Genomic DNA, 23,135 nt, shown 5'->3' on the forward strand with positions numbered 1-23,135 from the left:
CCTTGCCGCTCTCTCGTGACGCCGTTCTTTCGCTTCTCAAGACCATCGCGGACCCGGCCGGGGGCGACATCGTCTCCTCCGGTCTGATGCGGGCGCTGAACGTCTCGGACGACGGCTCGGTCCGCTTCGTGATGGAAATCGCCGGCCCCTCGCCCGCCCTCGACGCCGTGAAGGCCGAGGCCGAGGCCGCGCTGAAGGCCGCCGGGGCCCCCGCCGTGACCATCGTGATGACCGCGCATCAGGACAAGGCCCCGCCACAGCTCAAGCCCGCCGCGCCGAAGCCGCAGGGCCCGCAGGCCATTCCCGGCGTCGACCGGGTGCTCGCCATCGCCTCCGGCAAGGGTGGCGTCGGCAAGAGCACCGTTTCCGCCAACCTCGCCTGCGCCCTCGCGCAGCAGGGGCGGCGCGTGGGCCTGCTCGATGCGGATGTCTACGGGCCGTCGCAGCCCCGGATGCTCGGCGTCTCGGGTCGTCCCGCCTCGCCCGATGGCAAGACCATCCTGCCGCTGCGCAACCACGGCGTGACTATGATGTCCATCGGTCTGATGACCAACGAGGGGCAGGCGGTGGTCTGGCGCGGGCCGATGCTCATGGGCGCCTTGCAACAGATGATGATGCAGGTGCAGTGGGGTGCGCTCGACGTTCTGATCGTCGACCTGCCCCCCGGCACCGGCGACGTGCAGATGACGCTGGCGCAGAAGACGGACGTCACCGGCGCGATCATCGTCAGCACGCCGCAGGATGTGGCGCTGCTCGACGCCCGCAAGGGCATCGACATGTTCCAGCAGCTCAAGGTGCCGATCGTCGGCATGATCGAGAACATGAGCACGCATATCTGCTCGCAATGCGGCCATGAGGAGCACGTTTTCGGCCATGGCGGCGTGGCGGCGGAGGCGGCGAAACTCGGTGTGCCGCTGCTGGCGGAGATCCCGCTGCACCTCGACATCCGGCTGGCCGCCGACGGCGGCGCGCCCATCGTGGTCAGCGCTCCGGACTCGGCGCAGGCGAAGGCCTTCCAGGACGTGGCGGCGCAACTCGTCAAGGCCGGGGTCGCCTGATGTCCGGGCTGGATCATCCCGAAACGCTGGCCTTCCCGCCGCTCATGGCGGGCGAGGAGGTCACCGGGCGGCAGGACCCGGCGGAGATCGCCTGCCTGCGGGCGGCGCAGGGCTGCGACGCCGGGCTGGTGGTCTACCGGCTCGGCGGCGCCTCGGTGGAGGCGGCCATCGTCTTCGCGCCCGAAGTGCCGCTGCGGCAGGCCATGGCGATGCTCCCGGCCTGCGGTGTCGGCTTCCAGAACGCCCTCGGCGCACTGGCCCCGCCGGAGGTCGCCGTGCATCTCGAATGGAACGGCGCGATCCGGGTGAACGGCGCGACATGCGGCCGCCTGCGGGCCTTCGTCTCGGATGAGACCCCGGAGACCGTGCCCGACTGGCTGGTCATCGCGCTGAGCGTGCCGCTGCTGCCGCCCTCGGACGACGGCGGGCTGACCCCGGAGGACACCGCGCTCTACGCCGAGGGCTGTTCGGAAGTCGAGGCGCCCCGGCTGGTCGAAGCCTGGGCGCGGCACACGCTGGTCTGGATCAACCGCTGGGAAACCGAGGGCAATGCGCCGCTGCACGCCGAATGGCAGGGGCTGGCGCAGGGCATCGGCGAGGTGATGACACAGGGCGGCGTCACAGGCACCGCGCTCGGCCTCGACGAGGACTTCGGCCTTCTGCTGCGCGACGGCGAGACCACCCACCTGATCCCCCTGACGACGCTTCTGGAGACGCCATGAACCTCGCCCGCGCCATCCATTTCGACGAATCCGACACCTTTGTCTTTGCCCAGCCTGCCCGGACCGGCGAATGGTGCATCCCCGGCGGCTTCGAGTTCTCCGACTGGACGGAAGGCGATCTGACCGGCAAGGCCCGGCAGGCGTTCGCCAACGGCTGGCTGGGGCTGGAGACCGGCGGGCGGGTGACCTTCGTGGCCGTCACGCGCGCGGAACCGGCGGAGGTCGCGGCGCTGACCGAGAGCCTCGCCCGGCACTTCGTCACCTATTACGGCGCCCCGTCGGAAGAGGCCGCCCGGCCCGTCGCCGAAGCCGAGCTCGCCCATATGGCCGATCTCTGCGAGGACTTCGCCCCGAACACCCTGCTGACCGTGGCGCGGGAGCTGACCGAGGCCGGGGTCCGCGAGAGCTTCCGGGTGATCGAAGCCCCGGAGGCCGGGCTGGATCAGTTCGCCATCCATGGCTCGCTCGACGAGTAGGCAACGCCCCCCACCCAAACCCTCCCCACGGGGGAGGGCTTCCCGGCACCGCAATCGCGCCTCCCTCCCCCATGGTGAGGGTCAGGGTGGGGGAAGAAAGGGCTGTGGGGGAGAAAGACGAATGGGGCAAATCCCCCACCGTCCTGACGCAACCGTGACCGCCCTGCGCGAACAAGCTGATCCGAACTCCCCCGAATCGTCGTACGCTCTCTACCGGCCAGCCAAGGCCCAACAGGGAGGACAACCCATGAACGACCAATCGCCCCAGCGCCGCCTGACGGCCGCCGACTTCGATCAGGAACTGCTCGACCTCTACGACTTCTACGCCCACGGCAAGATCACCAAGCGCGAGTTCCTCGACCGCGCGGGCAAGTTCGCCGTCGGCACGGTGACCGCCGCGGCGCTGCTGAACATGCTCTCGCCCAACTACGCTCTCGCCGAGCAGGTCAGCTTCAACGATCCCGACATCACGCCCGAGTACATCACCTACCCCTCCCCCAACGGCCACGGAGAGGTGCGCGGCTACCTGGTGACCCCCGCGAATGCCACCGGCCCACTGCCCGCCGTGGTGGTGGTCCACGAGAATCGCGGCCTCAACCCCTACATCGAAGACGTCGCCCGCCGCGTGGCCAAGGCCGGCTTCATCGCCCTCGCCCCCGATGGGCTGACCAGCGTCGGCGGCTACCCCGGCAACGACACCGAGGGCCGGGCGTTGCAGCAGACCGTCGATGGCGAGAAGCTGATGAACGACTTCTTCGCCGCCTACGAATTCCTCGCCGCGCACGAGGCCACCACGGGCAAGGTCGGCGTCACCGGTTTCTGCTACGGCGGCGGCGTGTGCAATGCCATGGCCGTGGCCTACCCCGAGCTGTCGGCCGCCGTGCCTTTCTACGGCCGCCAGGCAAAGGCCGAGGACGTCCCGCGCATCGAGGCCCCGCTGCTCCTGCATTACGCCGAACTCGACGAGCGCATCAACGAGGGCTGGCCCGCCTACGAGGCCGCGCTCAAGGAGCACGGCAAGACCTACACGGCCCATATCTACCCCGGCGTAAACCACGGATTCCACAACGATTCGACGCCGCGTTACGATGAGGCCACCGCCGAGCTCGCCTGGCAGCGCACCATCGACTTCTTCAAACAGCACCTGGGCTGACCGGAACGCCCGCCCTGCGACCGGCAGGGCGGGCACCCCGCGCGATTCCGCTGGACAAGCGGCAGGCAGAGGGCAACTCTGGGCAAAAATCCAACCGGGAGCCTGCCCATGAAACTCTGGATCACCACCGCCGCCGCCCTCTGCCTCGCCACCGCCGCCACCGCGCAGAACGCCTGCGCCACCGGCAAGACCCTGACGGACGGAACCCTCACCATCGCCACCGGCAACCCGGCCTATTACCCCTGGGTGATGGACGACAACCCCGAGAGCGGCGAGGGTTTCGAGGCCGCCGTCGCCTATGCGCTGGCCGCGGAGATGGGCTTCTCCGAAGAGCAGGTCACCTGGACCCGCACCTCCTTCGATCAGGCGATCCAGCCCGGCGCGAAGGACTTCGACCTCAACATGCAGCAGTTCTCCATCACCGAGGACCGCGAGAAGATGGTCGACTTTTCCGACCCCTACTACAGCTCCGCCATGGCGATCCTGACGACGCAGAAGGTCGTCGACGCTGGCGCCACCACCAGCCCCGAAAGCCTCAAGGCGCTGATCTGGGGCGCGGATGCGAACACCACCGCCGTGCCGATGCTGACCGCGCTGATCCAGCCCGACAAGGACCCGATGCTCTACGGCGACAACGCCGACGTCACCGCCGCCCTGCAAGCGGGCCAGATCGACGCCGCGCTGTTCGACCTGCCCACCGCGCTCTATCTTGCGGGCGTGGTGGTGGACGGCGGCACGCTCCTTGGCCAGTTCCCGGCGGAGCGCACCGAGAACCCGGACGAATTCGGCATCCTGATGGAGGACGGCAGCGCCCTGAAGGACTGCGTGAACGCGGCACTCGCCACGCTGAAGGAGAACGGCACGCTGGCCGCCATCGAAGCCAAATGGCTCTCCGAAGCCACCGCAGTGCCGGTCATCGAGTGACCTGAGCTTCTTTGGTCCGAAAAATACCCTTGGGGAGTCGTGGCCCGGCGGGCCACGGCGGGGCAAAGCCCCGACCAAAAAATTTCCCCCGAGAAATTTTTCTCCCTGACGCGCCATGACCCAACCCACCCGTCGCCAGGCCTTCGAGGCCCGCCAGCGCAACCGCGCCACGCTCATCGCCGCCGCCTCCACCGGCGCGGTGCTGCTGGCGCTCGTCACGCTCATCCCGCTCGCCCCCGGATGGGAGGCCGTCAAACGCAGCTTCTTCAACGCCGAGGTCTTCACGAAGACCTTCCCGGGCCTCCTGCAGGCCTTCCTCATGGACATCGCGATCTTCGCCTGGTGCGCGCCGCTCATCGCCGCGCTCGGCCTGATCGTTGCCCTGATGCGCGACATCCGCTCGCCCGCGCTCTACCCGCTGCGGCTACTGGCCATCCTCTACACGGACATCTTCCGCGGCCTGCCGGTGATCCTGGTGATCTACCTGATCGGCTTCGGCATCCCAGGCCTCGGCCTGCCGCGCCCGTGGAACTCGCCCTACCTCTGGGGCAGCCTCGCGCTGATCGTGGTCTACGCCGCCTATGTCGCCGAGGTCATCCGCTCCGGCATCGAGTCGATCCACCAGAGCCAGCGCGCCGCGGCGCTCTCCCTCGGCCTCTCGCAATCGGACACCATGCGCTTCGTCATCCTGCCGCAGGCCCTGCGCCGCGTCGTGCCCGCCAACATGAACCTCTTCGTCGCCCTGCAGAAGGACGTGGCCCTCCTGAGCTTCATCGGCCCGGTGGAAATCTTCCGGCAGGCGGGCGTCTACAAGTCCCTCATGGCCAATTTCACCCCCTACGTCGGCGCGGCGCTGATCTTCCTCGCCATCACCATCCCCGCCACCCGCTACGCCGACCACCTGATGAACCGGCAGCAGAAGGCGCGCTCGTGATGGACCGGCTCACGCTTGAACAGGTGCAGAAGAGCTTCGGCACCAACACCGTCCTGAACGGCATCGACCTGACCATCGAGCCGGGACAGATGGTCTGCCTGATCGGCGCGTCGGGGTCCGGCAAATCGACGCTGCTGCGCTGCATGAACCTGCTCGAACCAATCGACGATGGCCGCATCCTGCTGGGCGAGGAGGACATCTCCGAGCCGGGCCGCGATCCTCAGCCCGTGCGCCAGCGCATCGGCATGGTCTTCCAGAGCTACAACCTTTTCCCGCACATGAGCGCAGAGGAAAACGTGATGCTCGCCCCCCGCCGCATCCGCGGCCTGACCCGCGAGGCCTTGCGCCCGGAGGTCACGGCGCTGTTCCGGCGCTTCGGCCTCGAAGACCGGATGCGGCATTACCCGGACCAGCTGTCGGGCGGCCAGCAGCAACGCGTCGCGATCATCCGCGCACTGGCGATGCGCCCGGACATCATGCTCTTCGACGAGATCACGTCGGCGCTCGATCCGGAACTCGTCGGCGAAGTCCTCGACGTGCTGCGGCAGCTGCAAGTCGACGGCATGACCATGGTGCTCGCCACGCACGAGATGGCCTTCGCCCGGGAACTGGCGGATGTGGTCTGCTTTCTCGACGGCGGGCGCATCTGCGAGATGGGCCCGCCGGAGCAACTGTTCGGCGCCCCGAGGGAGGCGCGCACGCGGACGTTCCTGTCCCGGGTGCTGCCCGGACCGGCGCGCGCGCCATCGTCGCCGGAGTGACACGCAGCGTCTTCCCCCCACCCCCAACTCTCCCCGCAGGGGAGGGCGCACGGCAGCGCAGGCCAAACCGTCGCCCTGCCCCGGGCACCGACGGGTCTCCCCTCCCCGACGGGGAGGGGCTGGGGGTGGGGGTCGGTGATGTGGAGTGGGGTGGGGGTCGGTCGGTGATGTTGAGTCGGGAAAGATCCGCCAGACCTACGGGATCACCTTCCCCGGGTTCAGGATGCCCTTCGGATCGAGCGCCGCCTTGACCGACCGCATCACCTCCAGCGCCACCGGGTCCTTGAACCGCGCCATCGCCGGGCGCTTGGCGAGACCGATGCCATGCTCCGCCGAGAAGCTGCCGCCCAGCGCCAGCGCCTCCTCCTCCACCGCTTCCATGATGGCATTGCGCGCCGCCCCGGTGGTTTCCGTCCAGACCGAATAGTGCACGTTGCCATCCCCGAGGTGGGCAACGACCATCGCCACGGCCTCCGGGTCCATCTCCGCCAGCCGGCGGTCGGCCTGACCGAGGAACAGGGCGACCCGGTCAAGCGGCACCGCCACGTCGCAGATGATCACCGGACGGGAGGTGCAGACCTCCGCCGCCGCCTCCCGCAGCGCCCAGAAGTCGCGCCGCTGGGCCTCGCTGTGCGCCACCACGGCATCGGCGAGATCACCGGCCTCCAGCATCTCGCCCAGCGCCGTCTCCAGCAGCCCGGCAATCGGCGGCTGACCGTCCGGACCCGGCACCACGTCGCGCGGCGCGGTCGCGCCCAGTTCCACGAGGATCGTCACGTCATGGCCTTCCTCGAACGGAAGCCGCGCGTCCGGATGCAGCCGGGCGTATGCCTCGACGTACCGCCGCGGCATGTATTCGAAGGCCTCCACCTGCCCGCCGGTCACCGCCTGCAGCCGGTTGAGCAGGTCCAGCGACGCCTCCAGATCGCGCATCCCGAGGAGCGCCGTCGCATAGGCCTTCGGCTGCGCCACCAGCTTGACCACCGCCGCGGTGATCACCCCGAGGATGCCCTCCGAGCCGATCATCAGGGTCCGCAGGTTCAGCCCGGTGTTGTCCTTGTGCAGCGCGCCCATGAGATCGACGATCCGGCCATCGGCGAGCACCACCTCCAGCCCGAGCACCAGATCGCGGGTGTTGCCGTAGCGCAGGACGTTGGAGCCGCCGGCGTTGGTCGCCAGAATGCCGCCCATGGTACAGGACCCTTTCGCGCCGAAGGTCATCGGGAAGGACAGCCCCTCCGCCTCCGCCGCCGCGTGGAGAGCGCCCAGGATCACCCCGGCCTCGACCACCGCGACCCGCGCCTCCGGGCGGATCTCGCGGATCCGGTTCATCCGGTCCAGCGAGAGCATCACCGCGCCGTCGCCGCACGTGCCGCCCGACAGCCCGGTGTTGCCGCCCACCGGCACCACCGCCTGCCCCGCCTGATGCGCGATGCGCAGCACCGCCGAAACCTCCTCCGCCGTCCCGGGTCGCGCCACGCAGAGCGGCGCCCAGCGATAGCCGCCGGTCCAGTCCCGGCACCAGGGCGCCATGTCCTCACCGGTCAGGACGAACCGGTCCCCCAGCGCCCCGCGCAGCGCCGCGACGGTCATCGGGCGCTCCCCGGAACACCGAAGGTCAGCGAGGCCCAGAGGCTCTCCCAGACCGGATCGTTCGGCCCCTCCGGCTCCAGTTCGCGCATGACGACGTGATCGACGAGGTAGTCATGTCCCGGCTTCACCTCCAGAACCGCCCGCCCGTCCGCGTCGGTGCGGTAGGTGCGGATGTCGATGGTGCCGTCCGGAGCTTCCTCGAACAGCTCCACCTGCACGTCCGCCCGCGGTGCGCCCTGATAGAGCGCCCGCACCGGGAGACCCTGCGAGAGATCGTCGGTATAGGGGTTGGCCAGCGCCACGATCTCGATGGCCAGCCCCATCTCCCGGTCCGCGCCCCGGGCCTCCCCGACGCCGATCAGGCTCTTGGCGTGGCGCGAATAGCGCTCGCGCACGAGGTCCTTCGTATAGCCGCGCTCCAGGTGGCGCTCCAGCGCCCAGGGGAAATCCTTGTGATTGCAGAAGGTCTCGAACTTGTCCCAGCCGTCGTAGGTCAGCAGGTAGTCGCGGGTGACATGCACCACGACCGCCAGACCTTCCTCCGGTGCCGGCATGTTCAGCGCGGGCTTGTCCCCCGCCCGGCCCGGCACCGCCGTGACGCTCTCGCCCATGACCACGTCGAAGCGGGTGAAATTGGGCGGCACGTAGGAATAGACCGAGCCCTTGAACTCCGAGCCGACCCGCAGGTCCGCCTGCAACGCCGCCCCGGGGGCGACCTGGGACAGCACGGGGTCGATCCAGAATTCATGGGCCGAGAGCGGCGAAGCCAGCAACAGGGCGGCGAGGGTCAATACGCGCATGGGGGTCTCCTTTCGGCGGCACCGTACAGGGGTTGGCATGGCTATGGTAGGTGGGGTTTGACGGAAATCCCGCGGGCACGCGCGGCCCTGACCCTCTGCCCTTGCCTTGGGCCTCCTCCCCCCACCCTGACCCTCCCCACGGGGGAGGGACATCCGCTCCGCCCTGACCGGTTGGCACGGAGACGGGGCCTCCCGCCATCCCGGCCCTTCCCGATTCCGCGGCGTGATCTCCCCTGCGGTCAGCGCGCGGCGCGGACTCCCTCCCCCGTGGGGAGGGTTGGGGTGGGGGAGGACAACGCGTGGGGGAGGACAACGCGTGGGGGAGGACAACGCGTGGGGGAGGACAACGCGTGCGCTTGGACAGGGCATGAGGATGGACAATGCACCAAGGCCCTTTCAGGCCGCCCAGCCGCTCAATCGTTGTGGCGCACGAAGACCGCCGGTTGCCGCTGTGCCTTCAGGGCCCACTCCATCTGCCCGTCGGTCTCGATCGCGCAGGGCCGCACCGCGCGCAGCCGGGCCAGCGCCTCGTCCGGGGCCTCCCCGGCCTCGATCATCAGCCGCAGCGCGACCATCCCGGACCGCCCGCAGCCGCCCCGGCAGTGCACCAGCACCCGGCCGCCGCCCATCAGTGCCCGCCGCGCCCGGGCCGACACATCCGGCCAGTCGTTCTCGAAATTGGCGTTCGGCACGTCGAAATCCCGCACCGGCAGATGCACCCAGCGGGTGCCGTGATCGACGATGTCCGCCCCGAGCTTCTGCGCCCCCGCCTCGAACAGCTCGACGTTGGTGACGAGCGAGATCACGAAGGCCGGGGTCCAGCTGGCGATATGCGTCAGGTCGCCCTTGTAGTCGCCCCCGGCCCCCGGCAGGGGCGAGAGCGCGAGGATGCCTCCGCCGACCGGCAGGGCGTGGATCACGATAGTCTCAGAGATCGCGCGCTCCGAAGGTATCGCAGGCCTCGACCTGCCCGCTCTTGTAGCCGGTGGCGAACCAGCGTTCGCGCTGGTCGGAGGTGCCATGGGTGAAGGTATGCGGATTGGGCACGCGGCCCGCCCGCTTCTGCAGGTAGTCGTCGCCGATCTTGCGCGCCGCGTTCAGCGCTTCCTTGAGATCGCCCGGCTCCAGCAGCCCCTGCACGTTGGACGCCCAGACCCCGCTGAGGCAATCGGCCTGCAGTTCGAGCCGCACGGTCAGCCCGTTGGCCTCCGTCTGGCTGGCGGCGTGCCGCGCCTGGTTGACCTCGCCGAGGATGCCCAGCTCGTTCTGCACGTGGTGGGCGACCTCATGAGCAATGACATAAGCGGCGGCGAAATCGCCCCCCGCGCCCAGTTGCTGTGAAAGGGTGGCGAAGAATTCCGTGTCGAGATAGGCCTTCTCGTCCGCCGGGCAGTAGAACGGCCCGGTCGCGCCGGAGGCATTGCCGCAGGGCGAGGCGGTCTGCCCGGCAAAGAGCACCAGCACCGGCGGGTTGTACTCCAGTCCCAGCTGCTCGGGGAAGATCGCGCCCCAGACCTCCTCGGTGGTGCCGAGCACCCCGGCGGAGAAATCCGCGGCCCGCTGTTCGGCCGCGGTCAGCTCGCGCGGGGCGCTCTGCTGCTGCGTCTGGCCCGCGCCTTCGAGCAGGGGCGTCACGTCGATCCCGGTGAAATAGCCGATGGCCAACACCACCAGCAGCCCGACCCCGCCGATCCCGGCGGTGCCGCCACCACGGAATCCGGACCGGCGCCGGTCCTCGATATTGCTGCTCCTGCGCACACCCCTGAGCTTCATTTCTCCCCCGAACCCGTCTTACGACGTCAGATGTTACACGAACGGGCCGATCTGCCCATAGGGATAAAGGGCGGTATGCGAAAGAAAGTTCCGGGCCGCTGTTCGGCACGTCCGGCGGGGCCGCGCCGGATCGCGCCGGATCGCCTCTGCCCGCCGGACCGCCAGGGGCGCAGCCGCGCACCGCAGGCCCCGATGCGCGGCCAGGTTCAGACCACCTGCCCCGGATGCGCCTCCGCCCAGGCTTCGAGGAACGCCGCCACATCCGCCCGCCCCGCGCCGCGCAGCGCCGCCTCCGGAAGGGCAACACCCGCCTCCAGCGCCAGCGTCAGGCAGGCGAGGTAATCGCGGCCTTCCCGCGCCGGGTTGTTCTCCGAGCCGTGGATGATCGTCGACAGCAGCGTACCGCCATAGGCGTTGACGTGGCTCAGGTCCGGGCGCAGCCCGATCAGCCAGCCCAGCACCTCCGGCAGGCCCGACCAGCCCGCGATATGGGTGGGCGTGACCTTCTCGTGGGCGTCCGGCTGATCGTAGGGCAGCCCCCGCGCCACCAGCGCCTGCATCTGCGGCAGGCGGTCCGCCATGTGCACCATCTCGCGCAGCAGATGGGCGAAGGCCTCGGGCAGCTTGGCCGGGTCGATGAACGGCCCGTCGCGGCCTTCGACGGCGGCGACCAGCGGCTCTGTCTGCGGCGAAACCGATGTCTCGCCCCCGGCCTCGCGGATCGCCTCCGCCACCGCATCGCTGCCGAAGACCACCGCCATTTCATAGGCCGTGACGCCCTTCCAGCGCAGCGCCGGGTCCGCCCCGGCCTCCAGCACCATCCGCGCCATCGCCCCGTCACAGCCGCGCCGCGCCACCTGGTGCAGCGCCGGAATGACAACGGGGGCCTCGCCGCCGACCGGCGCCGCGTTGTAATCGTCCACCCGTGCGCCGTGATCCAGCAGCAGCCGCACCGCGCCGTGGTCGTTGAAGTCCATCGCCCGGAACAGCGCGTTGGTGCCCTTCGGGTCCGCGCCGGCCTCCAGCAGCATCCGCAAGCCCGCGTGATGGCCCAGCTCCGTCGCATGATACAGCGACTCGCCATCGTTCGGATCCGCGCCATGCTCCATCAGCCAGCGCCCGAGCACCATGTTGTCCGCATGGCCGATCGCGCCATAGAGCGCGGAGAGCAGGTGATCCTCCCCCGGCTGGTACGGGTAGCCGTCGTTCACGTCCGCGCCATGGTCCAGCAGCATCTGCGCCACCGCCAGCATGTCGGCCTCCAGATCGGGCCGGGCGTGAATCCACTTCGAAAAGGCCAGATGCAGGATCGGCGTGCGCGGCCCCAGCCGCTCCACCGCCAGCCCGGGCTTTGCCGCCAGCGCCGCCGCCACCGCCTCGCGCTGGTAGAGCGCGCATTGCAGGCCAAAGAGCCCGTCCGCAAGGTCCGGGAACCGCGCCAGTAGCGCCTCGGTGCGGGCGTTCTGGCCATGGAACAGCGCGATCTTCAGCTGTTGCTGCGCCGCCGCCCGGTCGAGGCCGAGCGTTTCAGCCGCCAGCTTCAGCTTCGGCCAGCTGGCAAAGCCGTGCTCCTGCGCGATCACATGCAGGAAATCCGCCCGCGTCAGCGCCTCCGGCGGCTTGCCGGGCGGATGCTGCGCAAGGCGCTCCACCGCCCATGGCGCACGGGCGATGTACGCGTGGTGGAGGCGTTTGGCCGCGAAACGCAGCCCGTCAAGGGAGAGATCGGTCATGATCCGGGTTCCTCTGTCCAAAGGCCCGCGATCCGCCGAGTCGGGCAAGAGAAAACCGAATAGGTCGTCGGTCTGTCGTCAACGGCAGGTGCGGGCGCTTTCCGCGGATCAGGAGGCCCCCTGCGACCGGGCCCTGCGGCGAGGGTAGCGGATTGTCGGGGCGGTTTCCAGTGGCGGCTGCACTCGGCCCCGGCACCCCTGCCGCCGATCCGAAGACCGTCCCCTGTTTCTTCTCTTTCACAAATACTCACCGCCAACGCCGCCTCGCGCGGCACCGGGCCGGAAGACGAACCGCGGGTGTATCCCCTGGTGGACGCCGACCGCCGCAGGCCTTACCCTGCCGCCGACTCCCATCGAAGGCCGCCGAATGACCGAGACCGACACCCCGAAGCCGTACCAGGTGCTTGCCCGCAAGTACCGCCCCGAGACCTTCGCCGATCTCGTCGGGCAGGACGCCATGGTGCGCACGCTGCGCAATGCCTTCAAGGCCGACCGCATCGCGCAGGCCTTCATCATGACCGGCATCCGCGGCACCGGGAAGACCACCACGGCGCGGATCATCGCCAAGGGCATGAACTGCATCGGGCCGGATGGCACCGGCGGGCCGACCACGGACCCCTGCGGGCAATGCGAACACTGCGTGGCGATCATGGAAGGCCGCCACGTCGACGTGATGGAGATGGACGCCGCGTCCCGGACGGGCGTGAACGACATCCGCGAGATCATCGACTCCGTGCACTACCGGGCCGCCTCCGCCCGCTACAAGATCTACATCATCGACGAGGTGCACATGCTCAGCACCTCCGCCTTCAACGCACTTCTCAAGACGCTGGAGGAGCCGCCGGCGCATGTGAAGTTCATCTTCGCCACGACGGAGATCCGCAAGGTCCCCGTCACGGTCCTGTCCCGCTGCCAGCGCTTCGACCTGCGCCGCATCGAGCCGGAGGTGATGCTGGCCCTGCTGCGCCGGATCGCCGCCACCGAGGGCGCGGAGATCACCGACGACGCCCTCGCGCTGATCTGCCGCGCCGCCGAAGGCTCAGCCCGCGATGCCACCTCCCTGCTCGATCAGGCGATCAGCCACGGCGCAGGCGAGACCGGCGCGGATCAGGTCCGCGCCATGCTCGGCCTCGCCGACCGGGGCCGCACCATGGACCTGTTCGAGCGCATCATGCGCGGCGATGCAGCGGGCGCCCTGACCGAGCTGTCGGCGCAATATTCCGACGGCGCCGACCCGCTCGCCGTGCTGCGCGACCTGGCGGAGCTGACCCATTGGGTCAGCGTGGTCAAGATCACGCCGGACGCCGCCGAGGACCCGACGATCTCGCCGGACGAACGCGCCCGCGGCCTCGCCTTTGCCGACGGTCTCGGGATGCGACCACTGACCCGTGCCTGGCAGATGCTGCTGAAAGCCATCGAGGAAGTCTCGCACGCACCCAATGCCATGATGGCCGCCGAGATGGCGCTGATCCGGCTGACCCATGTGGCCGAGCTGCCCTCGCCGGAGGAGCTGATGCGCAAGCTGCAGGAGAGCGCGCCACCCCCGGGGCCGGGGCCTTCGGGGGGGGGCCTGTCGCATCAGGGCGGCGGCCAGACCCACGCGCAGGGCCTGCCCGCGCCGACCCATCGCGGCCCCGCCGGTCCCTCCGCCGCGCAGGGCAACACGGTGGTCGCCCTTTCGCCGCAGAGCGCGCTGGCACATTACCCGACCTGGGAGCACGTGATCGAGCTGATCCGCGCCAGCCGGGACGGCAAGTTGCTGATCGACATCGAAAGCGGCGTGCGGCTCGCTGCCTACCAGCCGGGCCGGATCGAGTTCACCCCCGCCGAGCGCACCCCCGGCGATCTCGCCCAGAGGCTCGGCACGACGCTGCAACGGCTGACCGGCAACCGCTGGGCGGTGACGGTGGTGAACGGCTGCGACGCCGAAACCATCACCGAGAAGCGCGACGCCGCCCGCCGCGCCCTGCACGCCGAGGCCGCCGGACACCCGCTTGTCCAGGCCGCGCTGGCCGCCTTTCCCAAGGCGGAGATCACCGCGGTGAAGAGCGCACAGGAGGTGGCGAACAAGGCGCTGGAGGAGGCCCTGCCCGAGGTCGAGGACGAGTGGGACCCCTTCGAGGAGGAGTGACGGCACGGCGCCGCGCGGCAAGACCCTTCGCAGGGTCTTGCAAATCTCTTTGAAGAGATTTGCCGCCCGCTTCGGCCTAAGCCCAGATCACGGCCAGCAGCCACAGCCCCATGAGCGAGCCCGGCAGCAGCGTGACGACCATCGCCACGCCCCGCTTTCCGCTGTCGTAGAGCCTGTAGTGCAGCACCCGTCCGAAGACGAATACCGCCACGGCCGCCCAGAGCCAGCCCTGCCCCAGCCCGGCGCTCTCCGCCGCGGCCAGCGTCAGGGCAAAGACCGGCGCGGTTTCCAGCAGGTTGCCGTGGATCCGGATGCGCCTGAACAGCTCGGGATCGCCGCCGTCCCCGCGCAGGGTGCGGGTCTGCCCGCGCCGGACGCCGACCCATCCGGTCAGGGGCGACAGCACGATGGCCAGCAGGCCGATGAAGGTGAAACTGACGGGGAGAACGGCGGGATCGGGCATGTCGGGTCCGGGATGGCAGGCAGTCGCGCCGACAGTCGGGCACGGACGGGAGCGCGGTCAAGCCCCCGTGGGGCCTCCCCGGAAACGAAGGCTTGCGGCGCGGGGCCCCGGGTCCTATCTGAGGGCGAACCGCAAGCGATGCAAAGGAACAGGGGCAATGCTCAAGGGACTGGGACAGCTTGGCGACATGGCCAAGATGATGAAGCAAGCGCAGGAGATGCAGGGCAAGGTCCAGCAGCTGCAGGAAGACCTGAACACCATGATGGTGACGGGTGAGAGCGGCGCCGGGCTGGTCAAGGCCACCGCCACCGCCAAGGGCGAGCTGAAGGCGCTGGACATCGACCCGTCGATCTTCGATCCGAACGAGAAGGAAGTGGTCGAGGACCTGATCCTCGCCGCGATCAAGGACGCGCAGGCGAAGGCCAGCGACCGCGCCCAGCGCGAGATGAGCAAGCTGACCGAGAGCCTCGGCCTGCCGGCGGACATGAAGCTGCCGTTCTGATCCGGGCCGCGGCGGCGCCGTCCTCGCGCCGCCTTCGAGGCCACTGTCGTCCCGGGCCTGACCCGGGGCCTCCCGACGCCGGGATCCGGTGTTCCTGCAACTCAGCGCGGAGGTCCCGGGTCAAGCCCGGGACTGCGTGGCGCGCACCCGCCGCGCACCGTCTGGCCCGGCAGGAACCCCCTTGCCATCCCGGCGGGGCTGCCTATCCTGCCGCGAACATTCCGCAAACATCCTCGCGAGCCTGCCTCCTGCCATGATCCGCCGCAACGATCCCATCGAAGCCCTGATCGAGCTGATGGCCCGCCTGCCCGGCCTCGGCCCGCGCTCCGCCCGCCGCGCGGTGCTCTACCTGATCCGCAAGCGCGCGCAGGTGTTGCAGCCCCTGGCCGAAGCGATGATGGCGGTGGCGCAGAGTGCCCGCGAGTGCCTGAACTGCGGCAATGTCGGCACCACGGAGGTCTGCGACATCTGCGAGGACGAGCGCCGGGCGAACGGTCTTCTGTGCGTGGTGGAGGACGTCTCCGATCTCTGGGCGATGGAGCGCTCCGGCGTGTTCCGGGGCCGCTATCACGTGCTTGGCGGCACCCTCTCCGCGCTGGAGGGCGTCGGGCCGGAGGACCTGCGCATTCCGGGACTGGTGCACCGGCTTGACGCGGAGGCGATCACCGAGGTCATCCTCGCGTTGAATGCCACCGTCGACGGGGCGACCACCGCGCATTACATCGCCGATCAGTTGGAAGGCCGCGTGGCGGTGACGACGCTGGCGCAGGGGGTGCCGATCGGCGGAGAGCTGGATTACCTCGACGATGGGACCATCTCGGCGGCGCTGAACGCGCGGAAGCGGTTCTGAGTCCCGGCAAGGGGGACGGGTGCCGACCGGTAGCCCGATCCGGCCGTCTGGCGCATCGCAAGTCAACCGCGGCACGGCGATTTCTTGAAAAGAAATCGGTCCGGAAACTTCAAAAGTTTCCGGCGCCCGCCTCCCCGCGCCCGCACCCCATCGGTTTGACACGCCGCGCCATTGCTGCTTCACCTTGGCGGCACAGCAACCCGGACCCGGACCCCGCCATGCCCAGACGCCTGCTCACCGAATTCGGCATGGGAACCTCCCTGCGCCGCCAGGATTACACCCAGGCCGCCTGCCGGGCAGTGGAGAATGCGCTGTGGCACAACTCCATCAACCTCGCGGAGCTGTTCGGCAAGGACAAGGCCGAGATGCACATCACCGTGGACGTGGGCGTACAGGAGCCGGACCGCGTCGACACCGCGCAGGTCGCGGCGGTCTTTCCCTATGGGCAGGTCACGGTCCATGTGACCAAGGGCGGCCTCGACGTGCCGCGCCCGGAGGGTGACGGCAACCCGACCGTGATGGCCAATGTCGCCATTTCCGTCGCGCTGGAGGGGATCTGAGATGCAGCGGTTCATCATCGAAATGGGCATGGGCAACGATCTGCACGGCAGGGATTACCAGAAGGCCGCCGGGCGGGCGATCGAGGACGCGCTGCGGCATTCGTCCATTCCGTTGTTCGGAGCGCTGGGGCTCCCGCACGATCAGATGGAGGTGCGCGTGACGGTGGGCGTCCAGCAGCCCGACCGGCTCGATTGCGCCGCGCTGGCGGCGGCCCTGCCCCGGGGCAAGGCGACGGTCACGGCGGTGCAGGGCGGGCTCGACATCACCAACCCGGACAGCGGCGAGGTCACCGTCATCGCGCAGGCGGCGGTGGAGGCGTTCCTGCCGAAGCAGGGCTGAGCCATGTCCGACCAACCTGACCTGATCGTCTGGGATTTCGACGGAGTCCTGAACGCCAACATGCGGAACGGCCGGATCTTCTGGGCCGATGACATGAAAGCCGATCTCGGCATCGACCCGGCGGTCTTCACCCGCGAGATGTTCACCACCGATGACTTCAAGGCGATCCTCCGGGGCCGCATCGACCTGCTTGCGCATGTCTCGGACTGGCTTGCCCGGAACGGCTATGCGCTCGGCGGGGAAGCCTTCCTGCGCTACTGGTTCGAGAAGGACGCCCACCCGGACGCGCAGATGCTCGGGCTGATCGGGGCCCACCCGGCGCGGCACGTGATCGGGACGAACAACGAGCATCACCGCTGCCGGTTCATCGAGGAGGAGATGGGCTATGCGGCGGTGGTGGAGCGCGTCTTCTCCTCCGGGCGCATGGGCGCGGCGAAACCGGATGCCGGGTTCTTTGCCCAGATCGAGCGCTGGTCCGGGTTGGCGCCCTCCCGCATCCTGCTGGTGGACGACGTGGCCGCCAACATCGCCGCCGCAAGGGCGCGGGGCTGGATGGGGTTCCATTTCACCGACGCGACGCGCGACGCGTTGCCGGAGCGGCTGGGGCTGGCATGAGCCGCGCCTTGATGATCCAGGGCACCGGCTCCAACGTCGGAAAGTCCATGCTGGTGGCGGGGCTGTGCCGGGCGGCGCGGCGGCGCGGGCTGTCGGTCGCGCCGTTCAAGCCGCAGAACATGTCCAACAACGCCGCCGTGACGGTGGATGGCGGCGAGATCGGCCGGGCGCAGGCCTTGCAGGCGCTGGCCGCCGGGGTGGCCCTGCACACCGACATGAACCCGGTGCTGCTCAAGCCCGAGACCGACACCGGCGCACAGGTGATCGTGCAAGGCAAACGCCTGACCGCCACCTCCGCAGCCGGGTATTACAACCTCAAGCCGGTGCTGATCACGCGGGTCATGGAGAGTTTCGAGCGGCTGAAGGCGCGGTACGATCTGGTGATCGTCGAAGGCGCGGGCAGTCCGGCGGAGATCAACCTGCGCGCCCGGGACATCGCCAACATGGGGTTCGCCGTGCCCGCGAAGGTGCCGGTGGTGCTGGCCGGGGACATCGACCGGGGCGGCGTGATCGCGCAGATCGTCGGCACGCAGGCGGTGTTGGCCCCGGAGGACGCAGCGCAGGTGAAGGGCTTTTTGATCAACAAGTTCCGGGGCGATCCGCGGCTGTTCGACGACGGCTATGCCGCCATCGAGGCGCGGACTGGCTGGCGCGGGTTTGGCGTGGCGCCCTGGTTCCGCGATGCCTGGAAGCTGCCCGCGGAGGATGCGCTGGACGTGGATGCGCCGAAGCGCGAGACGGGTCTGCACGTGGTCTGCCTCGCCCTGTCGCGGATCGCGAATTTCGACGACCTCGACCCGTTGGCGCAGGAGCCGGGCGTGCGGCTGACCATGCTTGGCCCGGGGCGGGCGATCCCGGGCGACGCGGATGTGGTGATCCTGCCGGGGACGAAGTCGACGCGCGGCGATCTCGGCTTCCTGCGGGCCATGGGCTGGGACGTGGACCTCGCCGCGCATGTGCGGCGCGGCGGCCATGTGCTGGGGATCTGCGGGGGATACCAGATGCTTGGCGCGTCGGTCTCGGACCCGGAGGGGATCGAGGGGGCGGCGGGGACGGATGCCGGGCTCGGGCTGTTGCAGGTGGACACGGTGATGACGCCGGACAAGCGGCTGACCGAGGTGCGGGCGGAGCACGCCGCCACCGGCGCGGCGTTCAGCGGCTACGAGATCCACATCGGCCGCAGCGACGGCGCGGACCGGGCGCGGCCTTTTGCCTTTGTCGGCGGGGAGCCGGAGGGGGCGGTCTCGGCGGACGGGCGCATCGCCGGCAGTTACCTGCACGGCATGTTCCGCGACGACGCCTTCCGCGCCGCTTGGCTCGCCGGCTTCGGCGTGACGGCGGCACAGGTCTCCTATGACGCGGGGGTGGAGACGGTGCTGGACGGGCTGGCGGATCATCTGGAGACGCATCTGGACGTGCCGGGGCTGCTTGCGCTGGCGGAGTGAAGGAGCGCTCGCCTCCCGGGGCTTCGCCCGCCCCTCGCTGAAAATTATCCGCCGGACGGTTTTCTCCGGCGCCGCCCCCCACCCCAACCCTCCCCAATGGGGAGGGAGTTTCGGCACGCCCCCCTCCCCGGAGGCTTCGCCCGTCCCTCCCCACAGGGGAGTGAGTTCCCGGCAACCCGGCTCAAACCGCTGGCCCATCGGCGCAAACCTTGTCACAACGCGTCATGCCCGAAGCCACAGGGAACACCGCCATGAAAATCGCGACCGCCGCCTATCCCGCCACTTTCCTCACCTCCTGGAAGGACTATGCCGAGAAGCTCACCGACTGGACCCGCCGGGCGGCGGAGGACGGTGCGGAGCTTCTGGTCTATCCCGAATACGGGGCGCTGGAACTGGCGACGCTGGACGGAGCAGAAGCGGCGAAGGACCTCGAACGCTGCATCATGGCCACCAACGCCCGCGTGGCGGAGGCGGACAGCCTGCATGCGGACCTCGCGGCGCGGTACAAGGTCCACATCCTCGCCGCCTCTGCCCCGGTGATCGACGAGAGCCTCGCGCCAAGGCCGGTCAACCGTGCAAGGCTGTTCACCCCGACCGGCGCCATGGGCGTGCAGGACAAGCAGATCATGACCCGCTTCGAGCGCGAGGCCTGGGACATCGCCCCCGGCGGGCCGCTCCGGCTGTTCGACACCGCGCTTGGCCGGATCGGCGTGCTGATCTGCTACGACTGCGAGTTCCCGCTGCTGGGCCGGGCATTGGCAGACGCGGACGTGATCCTGATCCCCTCCGTCACCGAAGCGCTCTCCGGGCATTCCCGCGTGCGCATCGGGGCGCGGGCGCGGGCGTTGGAGAACCAGTGTGTCACCGCCATGGCCTCGCTGGTCGGCGTGGCGGACTGGTCCGAGGTGATCGACGTCTCCTGCGGGCGCGGCGGCCTCTTCGGCCCGCCGGACACCGGCTTTCCGCCGACCGGGGTGATCGCCTCGGGCGAACTCGACAAACCCGGCTGGACCATGGCAGAGATCGACCCGGAGGCGGTGCGCCGGGTGCGCCGCGACGGCGTGGTGCTGAACCACGCGCATTGGGCCGAGCAGACGGGCCGCGACGCGCCGGTTCAGGCCACCCGGCTGCGCTGACGGCACGGCCTCAAATTGTGGACTTGAACTTAACGCGCATTAAGACCATATACACGCTCGCCCGATACTATCCCGGGCAATGCAACTCAGGAGAGACCATGGCCAAGGAAGACACCCTCGAATTCCCCGGCGTCGTGAAGGAACTCCTGCCGAATGCGACATTCCGGGTCGAACTCGAGAACGGCCATGAAATCATCGCACATACGGCAGGCAAGATGCGCAAGAACCGAATCCGTGTTCTCGCAGGCGACAAGGTTCAGGTGGAAATGACCCCGTACGATCTGACCAAGGGGCGGATCAACTACCGCTTCAAGTAAGCGGGTACAGGGATCGACGATGCGATGCGCCGGGCGGAAGTCCGGCGTTTTTCGTTTGGGCGGGACAGACCGTAGGGCGGGGCTGCGCCCCGCGGCCCGGCTGATTGGACGGGGTCACGCCCGCCGCCCCTGCACGGCCCAGGGTCCGGGGCGATGGTTACCGAGCGCCGCCATCGAGGCCGGCCCCGACTAAAGCGCCCCGCCTTAAACTTGAGACGCCGATACCCTGCCATGCCTTCGGCATTCTCGGGACATCGGCGTCACTGGATGATTCAAGTTAAAAGCGGGACGCTGTAGCGCCGTCCGCCCGTCGCCGCGATTGACCTTCCTTTCGTCCCGTTCCAGACTTGGCCGCACCCCGCGCCCGTCAGAATGACCGCCAAGGACCAGATCTTGCACAGATACGCCCTCGCCTGCCTCGCAGTTTTCCTCGCCTCCCCCGCTGTCGCCGGCTGTGTCGATTTCACCGAGGACAGCGCCGCCCCCCGCGCCCGCATCTGCTTCAACGACACCTGCGAGGAGACGACGCAGGCCTACCTGTGCTCCAACGACACCCAGGCGTCGGCGGGCTATGCCAACGGCATCCACGTGCAGGAGGACGTGCAGGGCGGCAGGAGCACGATCACGATCCTGGTCAACGACGTCGTCCTGCCGAAGGAGCGCCACGCGGGCATCACCTGCAACACCCTGCCGGACGGGCTGCCCTGCGATTTCTTCCCGACATCGAACATGAACGCGGTCAGCCTGAACTGGCTGTCGAGCGCCAGCCCGCTGGACGGGATGTGCGTGCAGCGCAAGGCCGAGGGCTGCGACGCCGGGACCGCGCCGTTCCAGGGCGGGCGGTTGGCGATCTGCGGATCGACCTGTCGCCTCAGCAACCCGGTGAACGTGCGCAACATGGACGCGACGCTCTACGACCTCGCCTGCAGCACGCCGGAGAGCGCGCCGGTGACGCTGACCTCCGACCGGGTCATGGTCATCAAGCAGACCGGCCCCTCGGGCACCGCCTCGCTGTCCTTCGTGACGGAGAACTGGTCGGCGCCGATCGTGCCCTGTCCGTGAGGCGGGGCGGTGGGTTGGAACCCCACCCTACCCCGGAGGCAGACGGCGCGGGCAATCCGTAGGGTGGGTTTTCAACCCACCGCCCCTCTCACAAGCCCTTCGCCACGCCGCGCAATTCGAACTTCTGGATCTTGCCCGTCGAGGTCTTCGGCAGCTCCATGAAGACCACCTTCTTCGGAGTCTTGAACCCGGCAAGCCGCTCGCGGGCATAGGCGATCAGGTCAGCCTCCGTCACCTCATGGCCATCCTTCAACTCGACAAAGGCGCAGGGCACCTCACCCCATTTCTCGTCCGGCTTCGCCACCACGGCGCAGAGCAGCACGGCGTCGTGGCCCATCAGGCAGCCTTCCACCTCCACCGAGGAAATATTCTCGCCGCCGGAGATGATGATGTCCTTGGCCCGGTCGGCGATCTGCACGTAGCTGTCCGGATGCTGCACCGCGATGTCGCCGGAGTGGAAATAGCCGCCCGCGAAGGCCTCCTCCGTCGCCTTCGGATTCTTCAGATAGCCCTTCATCACGCCATTGCCGCGGAACAGGATCTCGCCCTTCTCCACCCCGTCACGCGGGATCGGGGCAAGCGCCTCATCGGTGACGATCACCTCCTCCATGAAGGGCATCGCCACCCCCTGCCGCGCCTTGATCGCGGCCCGCTCGGCGCCCTGCAGCGGCTCCCATTCGGCTTTCCAGGTGCATTCGGTAGCCGGGCCATAGACCTCCGTCAGGCCATAGACCTGCGTGACGTTGAAGCCCATCGGCTCGATCTTCGCCAGGGTTGCCGGTGCGGGCGGGGCCCCGGCGGTGAAGACCTCGACGATATGGGAGAACTCCCGCTTCTGCTCCGCAGGCGCGTTGACCAGCGTGTTGAGCACGATCGGCGCCCCGCCGAAATGCGTCACGCCCTCGTCCGCGATGGCGTCGAAGATCGCCTTCGCGGTGATGTCCCGGCAACAGACCACCGTGCCGCCCAGCGCCGGCATCATCCAAGTGTGGCACCAGCCGTTGCAGTGGAACAGCGGCACGATGGTCAGGTACTTCGGATGCAGCGTCATGCGCCAGCTCAGCACCTGCCCCATGGCGTTCAGATACGCCCCCCGGTGATGGTAGACCACGCCCTTGGGACGCCCGGTGGTGCCGGAGGTGTAGTTGAGCGCGATGCTCTCCCACTCGTCCTGCGGCATGATCCAGTCGAAGGACGGATCGCCCGAGGCCAGCAGCGCCTCGTATTCGGTGTAATGCCCGTGGCCATGCACCCCGGCCTGATCGTCCGCCACCTCGATGACCTGCGGCGCGGGGCCGTCCATGCGGTCCAGCGCCTCCGCCAGCATCGGCAGGAACTGCGGATCGCAGAGCACCACCTTCGCCTCGCCGTGATCGAGGATATAGGCGACCGTATCGGGATCGAGCCGTGTGTTGATGGCATTGAGCACCGCCCCGCAGGCGGGCACGCCGAAATGCGCCTCCGCCTGCGCCGGGATGTTGGGCAGGATCGTCGCCACCACCTCGCCCGGTTTCACACCCAGCCCCGCCAGGGCCGAGGCCAGCCGCGTCACCCGCTCCACATACTCGGCATAGGTCTTGCGATGACCGCCATAGACCACGGCGAGGTGATCCGGCCAGATCCCCACCGCCCGCTTGAGGAAGGACAAGGGCGTCAAGGGGACGTAATTCGCCGCCGTCTTCTCCAGCCCCGTCTCGTCGCGCATCCAGCCCATGGTTCGTGCTCCCTGTCGGTTTTCCGCGATAATGGCGAGGCTTGGGGCTGGTGAAAAGCCGGTTTTCGGGTAG

24 protein-coding genes are annotated in these 23,135 nt (G+C 69.0%); 17 read left to right on the top strand and 7 right to left on the bottom strand.

Going from position 1 to position 23,135, the window contains the following annotated elements:
* Positions 1-2: 2 nt before the first annotated feature.
* The 7 genes from ACP159_RS09755 (at position 3) to ACP159_RS09785 (ending at position 6,028) form a co-directional block, all read left to right on the top strand.
* On the top strand, positions 3-1,058 hold the full coding sequence (locus ACP159_RS09755; RefSeq protein ID WP_425099488.1) for a P-loop NTPase: 1,056 nt from the start codon (positions 3-5) through the stop codon (positions 1,056-1,058).
* Positions 1,058-1,780 (top strand): DUF4444 domain-containing protein, encoded by a 723-nt coding sequence (locus tag ACP159_RS09760; RefSeq protein ID WP_425099489.1) that lies wholly within the window; start codon positions 1,058-1,060, stop codon positions 1,778-1,780. The genes ACP159_RS09755 and ACP159_RS09760 overlap by 1 nt, the downstream gene beginning before the upstream one ends.
* On the top strand, positions 1,777-2,256 hold the full coding sequence (locus ACP159_RS09765) for a DUF6505 family protein (RefSeq protein WP_425099490.1): 480 nt from the start codon (positions 1,777-1,779) through the stop codon (positions 2,254-2,256). Before ACP159_RS09760 ends, ACP159_RS09765 begins: the two co-directional genes overlap by 4 nt.
* A gap of 247 nt (positions 2,257-2,503) precedes the next feature.
* Positions 2,504-3,409: a YghX family hydrolase gene (gene yghX / locus ACP159_RS09770; protein ID WP_425099491.1), complete on the top strand. Its 906-nt coding sequence runs from the start codon at positions 2,504-2,506 to the stop codon at positions 3,407-3,409.
* 108 nt (positions 3,410-3,517) lie between these two features.
* A complete protein-coding gene (locus ACP159_RS09775) occupies positions 3,518-4,333 on the top strand; it encodes an ABC transporter substrate-binding protein (RefSeq protein ID WP_425099492.1) in 816 nt (271 codons plus the stop codon).
* Positions 4,334-4,448: 115 nt separating this feature from the next.
* A complete protein-coding gene (locus ACP159_RS09780) occupies positions 4,449-5,267 on the top strand; it encodes an amino acid ABC transporter permease (RefSeq protein ID WP_425099493.1) in 819 nt (272 codons plus the stop codon).
* Positions 5,267-6,028, top strand: a complete 762-nt coding sequence (locus ACP159_RS09785; RefSeq protein WP_425099494.1) for an amino acid ABC transporter ATP-binding protein — start codon at positions 5,267-5,269, stop codon at positions 6,026-6,028. Before ACP159_RS09780 ends, ACP159_RS09785 begins: the two co-directional genes overlap by 1 nt.
* Before the next feature lie 195 nt (positions 6,029-6,223).
* Here ACP159_RS09785 and ACP159_RS09790 read toward each other — a convergent pair whose 3' ends face one another.
* The 5 genes from ACP159_RS09790 to ACP159_RS09810 form a co-directional block, all read right to left on the bottom strand.
* Positions 6,224-7,621 (bottom strand): FAD-binding oxidoreductase, encoded by a 1,398-nt coding sequence (locus ACP159_RS09790; protein ID WP_425099495.1) that lies wholly within the window; start codon positions 7,619-7,621, stop codon positions 6,224-6,226.
* Positions 7,618-8,421: a DUF4198 domain-containing protein gene (locus tag ACP159_RS09795; RefSeq protein ID WP_425099496.1), complete on the bottom strand. Its 804-nt coding sequence runs from the start codon at positions 8,419-8,421 to the stop codon at positions 7,618-7,620. Before ACP159_RS09795 ends, ACP159_RS09790 begins: the two co-directional genes overlap by 4 nt.
* Before the next feature lie 413 nt (positions 8,422-8,834).
* A complete protein-coding gene (locus ACP159_RS09800) occupies positions 8,835-9,344 on the bottom strand; it encodes a protein-tyrosine phosphatase family protein (RefSeq protein WP_425099680.1) in 510 nt (169 codons plus the stop codon).
* A 4-nt stretch (positions 9,345-9,348) separates the two neighbouring features.
* Entirely contained in the window at positions 9,349-10,194 is an 846-nt protein-coding gene (gene ypfJ / locus ACP159_RS09805; protein WP_425099497.1) for a KPN_02809 family neutral zinc metallopeptidase, read from the bottom strand.
* A gap of 206 nt (positions 10,195-10,400) precedes the next feature.
* Positions 10,401-11,927, bottom strand: coding sequence for an ankyrin repeat domain-containing protein (locus ACP159_RS09810; RefSeq protein ID WP_425099498.1), 1,527 nt, complete (start codon positions 11,925-11,927; stop codon positions 10,401-10,403).
* Positions 11,928-12,294: 367 nt separating this feature from the next.
* Here ACP159_RS09810 and ACP159_RS09815 point away from each other — a divergent pair, with 367 nt between their 5' ends.
* Complete coding sequence (locus tag ACP159_RS09815) at positions 12,295-14,058, top strand: DNA polymerase III subunit gamma/tau (protein ID WP_425099499.1); 1,764 nt, start codon at positions 12,295-12,297, stop codon at positions 14,056-14,058.
* A 76-nt stretch (positions 14,059-14,134) separates the two neighbouring features.
* Here the strand turns inward: ACP159_RS09815 and ACP159_RS09820 are convergent, their stop codons facing one another.
* Positions 14,135-14,521 carry an MAPEG family protein gene (locus ACP159_RS09820; protein WP_425099500.1) on the bottom strand — a complete coding sequence of 129 codons (387 nt, stop codon included), beginning with the start codon at positions 14,519-14,521 and terminating at the stop codon, positions 14,135-14,137.
* A 157-nt stretch (positions 14,522-14,678) separates the two neighbouring features.
* Between ACP159_RS09820 and ACP159_RS09825 the strand changes: the two genes are divergently transcribed.
* The 9 genes from ACP159_RS09825 to ACP159_RS09865 all read left to right on the top strand — a co-directional run bounded on the left by ACP159_RS09825 (position 14,679) and on the right by ACP159_RS09865 (position 21,348).
* Positions 14,679-15,023 carry a YbaB/EbfC family nucleoid-associated protein gene (locus ACP159_RS09825; protein ID WP_425099501.1) on the top strand — a complete coding sequence of 115 codons (345 nt, stop codon included), beginning with the start codon at positions 14,679-14,681 and terminating at the stop codon, positions 15,021-15,023.
* A gap of 253 nt (positions 15,024-15,276) precedes the next feature.
* Positions 15,277-15,873 carry a recombination mediator RecR gene (recR, locus tag ACP159_RS09830; RefSeq protein WP_425099502.1) on the top strand — a complete coding sequence of 199 codons (597 nt, stop codon included), beginning with the start codon at positions 15,277-15,279 and terminating at the stop codon, positions 15,871-15,873.
* 218 nt (positions 15,874-16,091) lie between these two features.
* Complete coding sequence (locus tag ACP159_RS09835; protein ID WP_425099503.1) at positions 16,092-16,433, top strand: Lin0512 family protein; 342 nt, start codon at positions 16,092-16,094, stop codon at positions 16,431-16,433.
* Between the two features lies 1 nt (position 16,434).
* Positions 16,435-16,773 carry a Lin0512 family protein gene (locus tag ACP159_RS09840; RefSeq protein ID WP_425099504.1) on the top strand — a complete coding sequence of 113 codons (339 nt, stop codon included), beginning with the start codon at positions 16,435-16,437 and terminating at the stop codon, positions 16,771-16,773.
* Positions 16,774-16,776: 3 nt separating this feature from the next.
* Complete coding sequence (locus tag ACP159_RS09845) at positions 16,777-17,388, top strand: HAD family hydrolase (RefSeq protein ID WP_425099505.1); 612 nt, start codon at positions 16,777-16,779, stop codon at positions 17,386-17,388.
* On the top strand, positions 17,385-18,833 hold the full coding sequence (locus ACP159_RS09850) for a cobyric acid synthase (RefSeq protein ID WP_425099506.1): 1,449 nt from the start codon (positions 17,385-17,387) through the stop codon (positions 18,831-18,833). Before ACP159_RS09845 ends, ACP159_RS09850 begins: the two co-directional genes overlap by 4 nt.
* 251 nt (positions 18,834-19,084) lie before the next feature.
* A complete protein-coding gene (locus ACP159_RS09855; protein ID WP_425099507.1) occupies positions 19,085-19,969 on the top strand; it encodes a carbon-nitrogen hydrolase family protein in 885 nt (294 codons plus the stop codon).
* Between the two features lie 98 nt (positions 19,970-20,067).
* Complete coding sequence (infA, locus tag ACP159_RS09860; protein ID WP_005978431.1) at positions 20,068-20,286, top strand: translation initiation factor IF-1; 219 nt, start codon at positions 20,068-20,070, stop codon at positions 20,284-20,286.
* 372 nt (positions 20,287-20,658) lie between these two features.
* The gene (locus ACP159_RS09865; protein ID WP_425099511.1) at positions 20,659-21,348 is read left to right on the top strand and encodes a hypothetical protein; all 690 of its coding nucleotides are present in this window, start codon (positions 20,659-20,661) and stop codon (positions 21,346-21,348) included.
* Between the two features lie 88 nt (positions 21,349-21,436).
* Here ACP159_RS09865 and ACP159_RS09870 read toward each other — a convergent pair whose 3' ends face one another.
* On the bottom strand, positions 21,437-23,062 hold the full coding sequence (locus tag ACP159_RS09870; protein WP_425099512.1) for an AMP-binding protein: 1,626 nt from the start codon (positions 23,060-23,062) through the stop codon (positions 21,437-21,439).
* Between the last annotated feature and the right edge of the window lie 73 nt (positions 23,063-23,135).

Source organism: Tropicibacter sp. S64 (genome assembly GCF_049803835.1).
Lineage (GTDB): Bacteria > Pseudomonadota > Alphaproteobacteria > Rhodobacterales > Rhodobacteraceae > Pacificoceanicola.

Bases quoted from the DNA above. Each gene is read 5' to 3' on its own strand.
- ACP159_RS09760 (WP_425099489.1), top strand. From the start codon at position 1,058: ATGTCCGGGCTGGATCATCCCGAAACGCTGGCCTTCCCGCCGCTCATG.
- ACP159_RS09765 (WP_425099490.1), top strand. From the start codon at position 1,777: ATGAACCTCGCCCGCGCCATCCATTTCGACGAATCCGACACCTTTGTC.
- yghX (WP_425099491.1), top strand. From the start codon at position 2,504: ATGAACGACCAATCGCCCCAGCGCCGCCTGACGGCCGCCGACTTCGAT.
- ACP159_RS09775 (WP_425099492.1), top strand. From the start codon at position 3,518: ATGAAACTCTGGATCACCACCGCCGCCGCCCTCTGCCTCGCCACCGCC.
- ACP159_RS09780 (WP_425099493.1), top strand. From the start codon at position 4,449: ATGACCCAACCCACCCGTCGCCAGGCCTTCGAGGCCCGCCAGCGCAAC.
- ACP159_RS09785 (WP_425099494.1), top strand. From the start codon at position 5,267: ATGGACCGGCTCACGCTTGAACAGGTGCAGAAGAGCTTCGGCACCAAC.
- ACP159_RS09790 (WP_425099495.1), bottom strand. From the start codon at position 7,621: ATGACCGTCGCGGCGCTGCGCGGGGCGCTGGGGGACCGGTTCGTCCTG.
- ACP159_RS09795 (WP_425099496.1), bottom strand. From the start codon at position 8,421: ATGCGCGTATTGACCCTCGCCGCCCTGTTGCTGGCTTCGCCGCTCTCG.
- ypfJ (WP_425099497.1), bottom strand. From the start codon at position 10,194: ATGAAGCTCAGGGGTGTGCGCAGGAGCAGCAATATCGAGGACCGGCGC.
- ACP159_RS09810 (WP_425099498.1), bottom strand. From the start codon at position 11,927: ATGACCGATCTCTCCCTTGACGGGCTGCGTTTCGCGGCCAAACGCCTC.
- ACP159_RS09815 (WP_425099499.1), top strand. From the start codon at position 12,295: ATGACCGAGACCGACACCCCGAAGCCGTACCAGGTGCTTGCCCGCAAG.
- ACP159_RS09820 (WP_425099500.1), bottom strand. From the start codon at position 14,521: ATGCCCGATCCCGCCGTTCTCCCCGTCAGTTTCACCTTCATCGGCCTG.
- ACP159_RS09825 (WP_425099501.1), top strand. From the start codon at position 14,679: ATGCTCAAGGGACTGGGACAGCTTGGCGACATGGCCAAGATGATGAAG.
- recR (WP_425099502.1), top strand. From the start codon at position 15,277: ATGATCCGCCGCAACGATCCCATCGAAGCCCTGATCGAGCTGATGGCC.
- ACP159_RS09835 (WP_425099503.1), top strand. From the start codon at position 16,092: ATGCCCAGACGCCTGCTCACCGAATTCGGCATGGGAACCTCCCTGCGC.
- ACP159_RS09840 (WP_425099504.1), top strand. From the start codon at position 16,435: ATGCAGCGGTTCATCATCGAAATGGGCATGGGCAACGATCTGCACGGC.
- ACP159_RS09845 (WP_425099505.1), top strand. From the start codon at position 16,777: ATGTCCGACCAACCTGACCTGATCGTCTGGGATTTCGACGGAGTCCTG.
- ACP159_RS09850 (WP_425099506.1), top strand. From the start codon at position 17,385: ATGAGCCGCGCCTTGATGATCCAGGGCACCGGCTCCAACGTCGGAAAG.
- ACP159_RS09855 (WP_425099507.1), top strand. From the start codon at position 19,085: ATGAAAATCGCGACCGCCGCCTATCCCGCCACTTTCCTCACCTCCTGG.
- infA (WP_005978431.1), top strand. From the start codon at position 20,068: ATGGCCAAGGAAGACACCCTCGAATTCCCCGGCGTCGTGAAGGAACTC.
- ACP159_RS09865 (WP_425099511.1), top strand. From the start codon at position 20,659: ATGACCGCCAAGGACCAGATCTTGCACAGATACGCCCTCGCCTGCCTC.
- ACP159_RS09870 (WP_425099512.1), bottom strand. From the start codon at position 23,062: ATGGGCTGGATGCGCGACGAGACGGGGCTGGAGAAGACGGCGGCGAAT.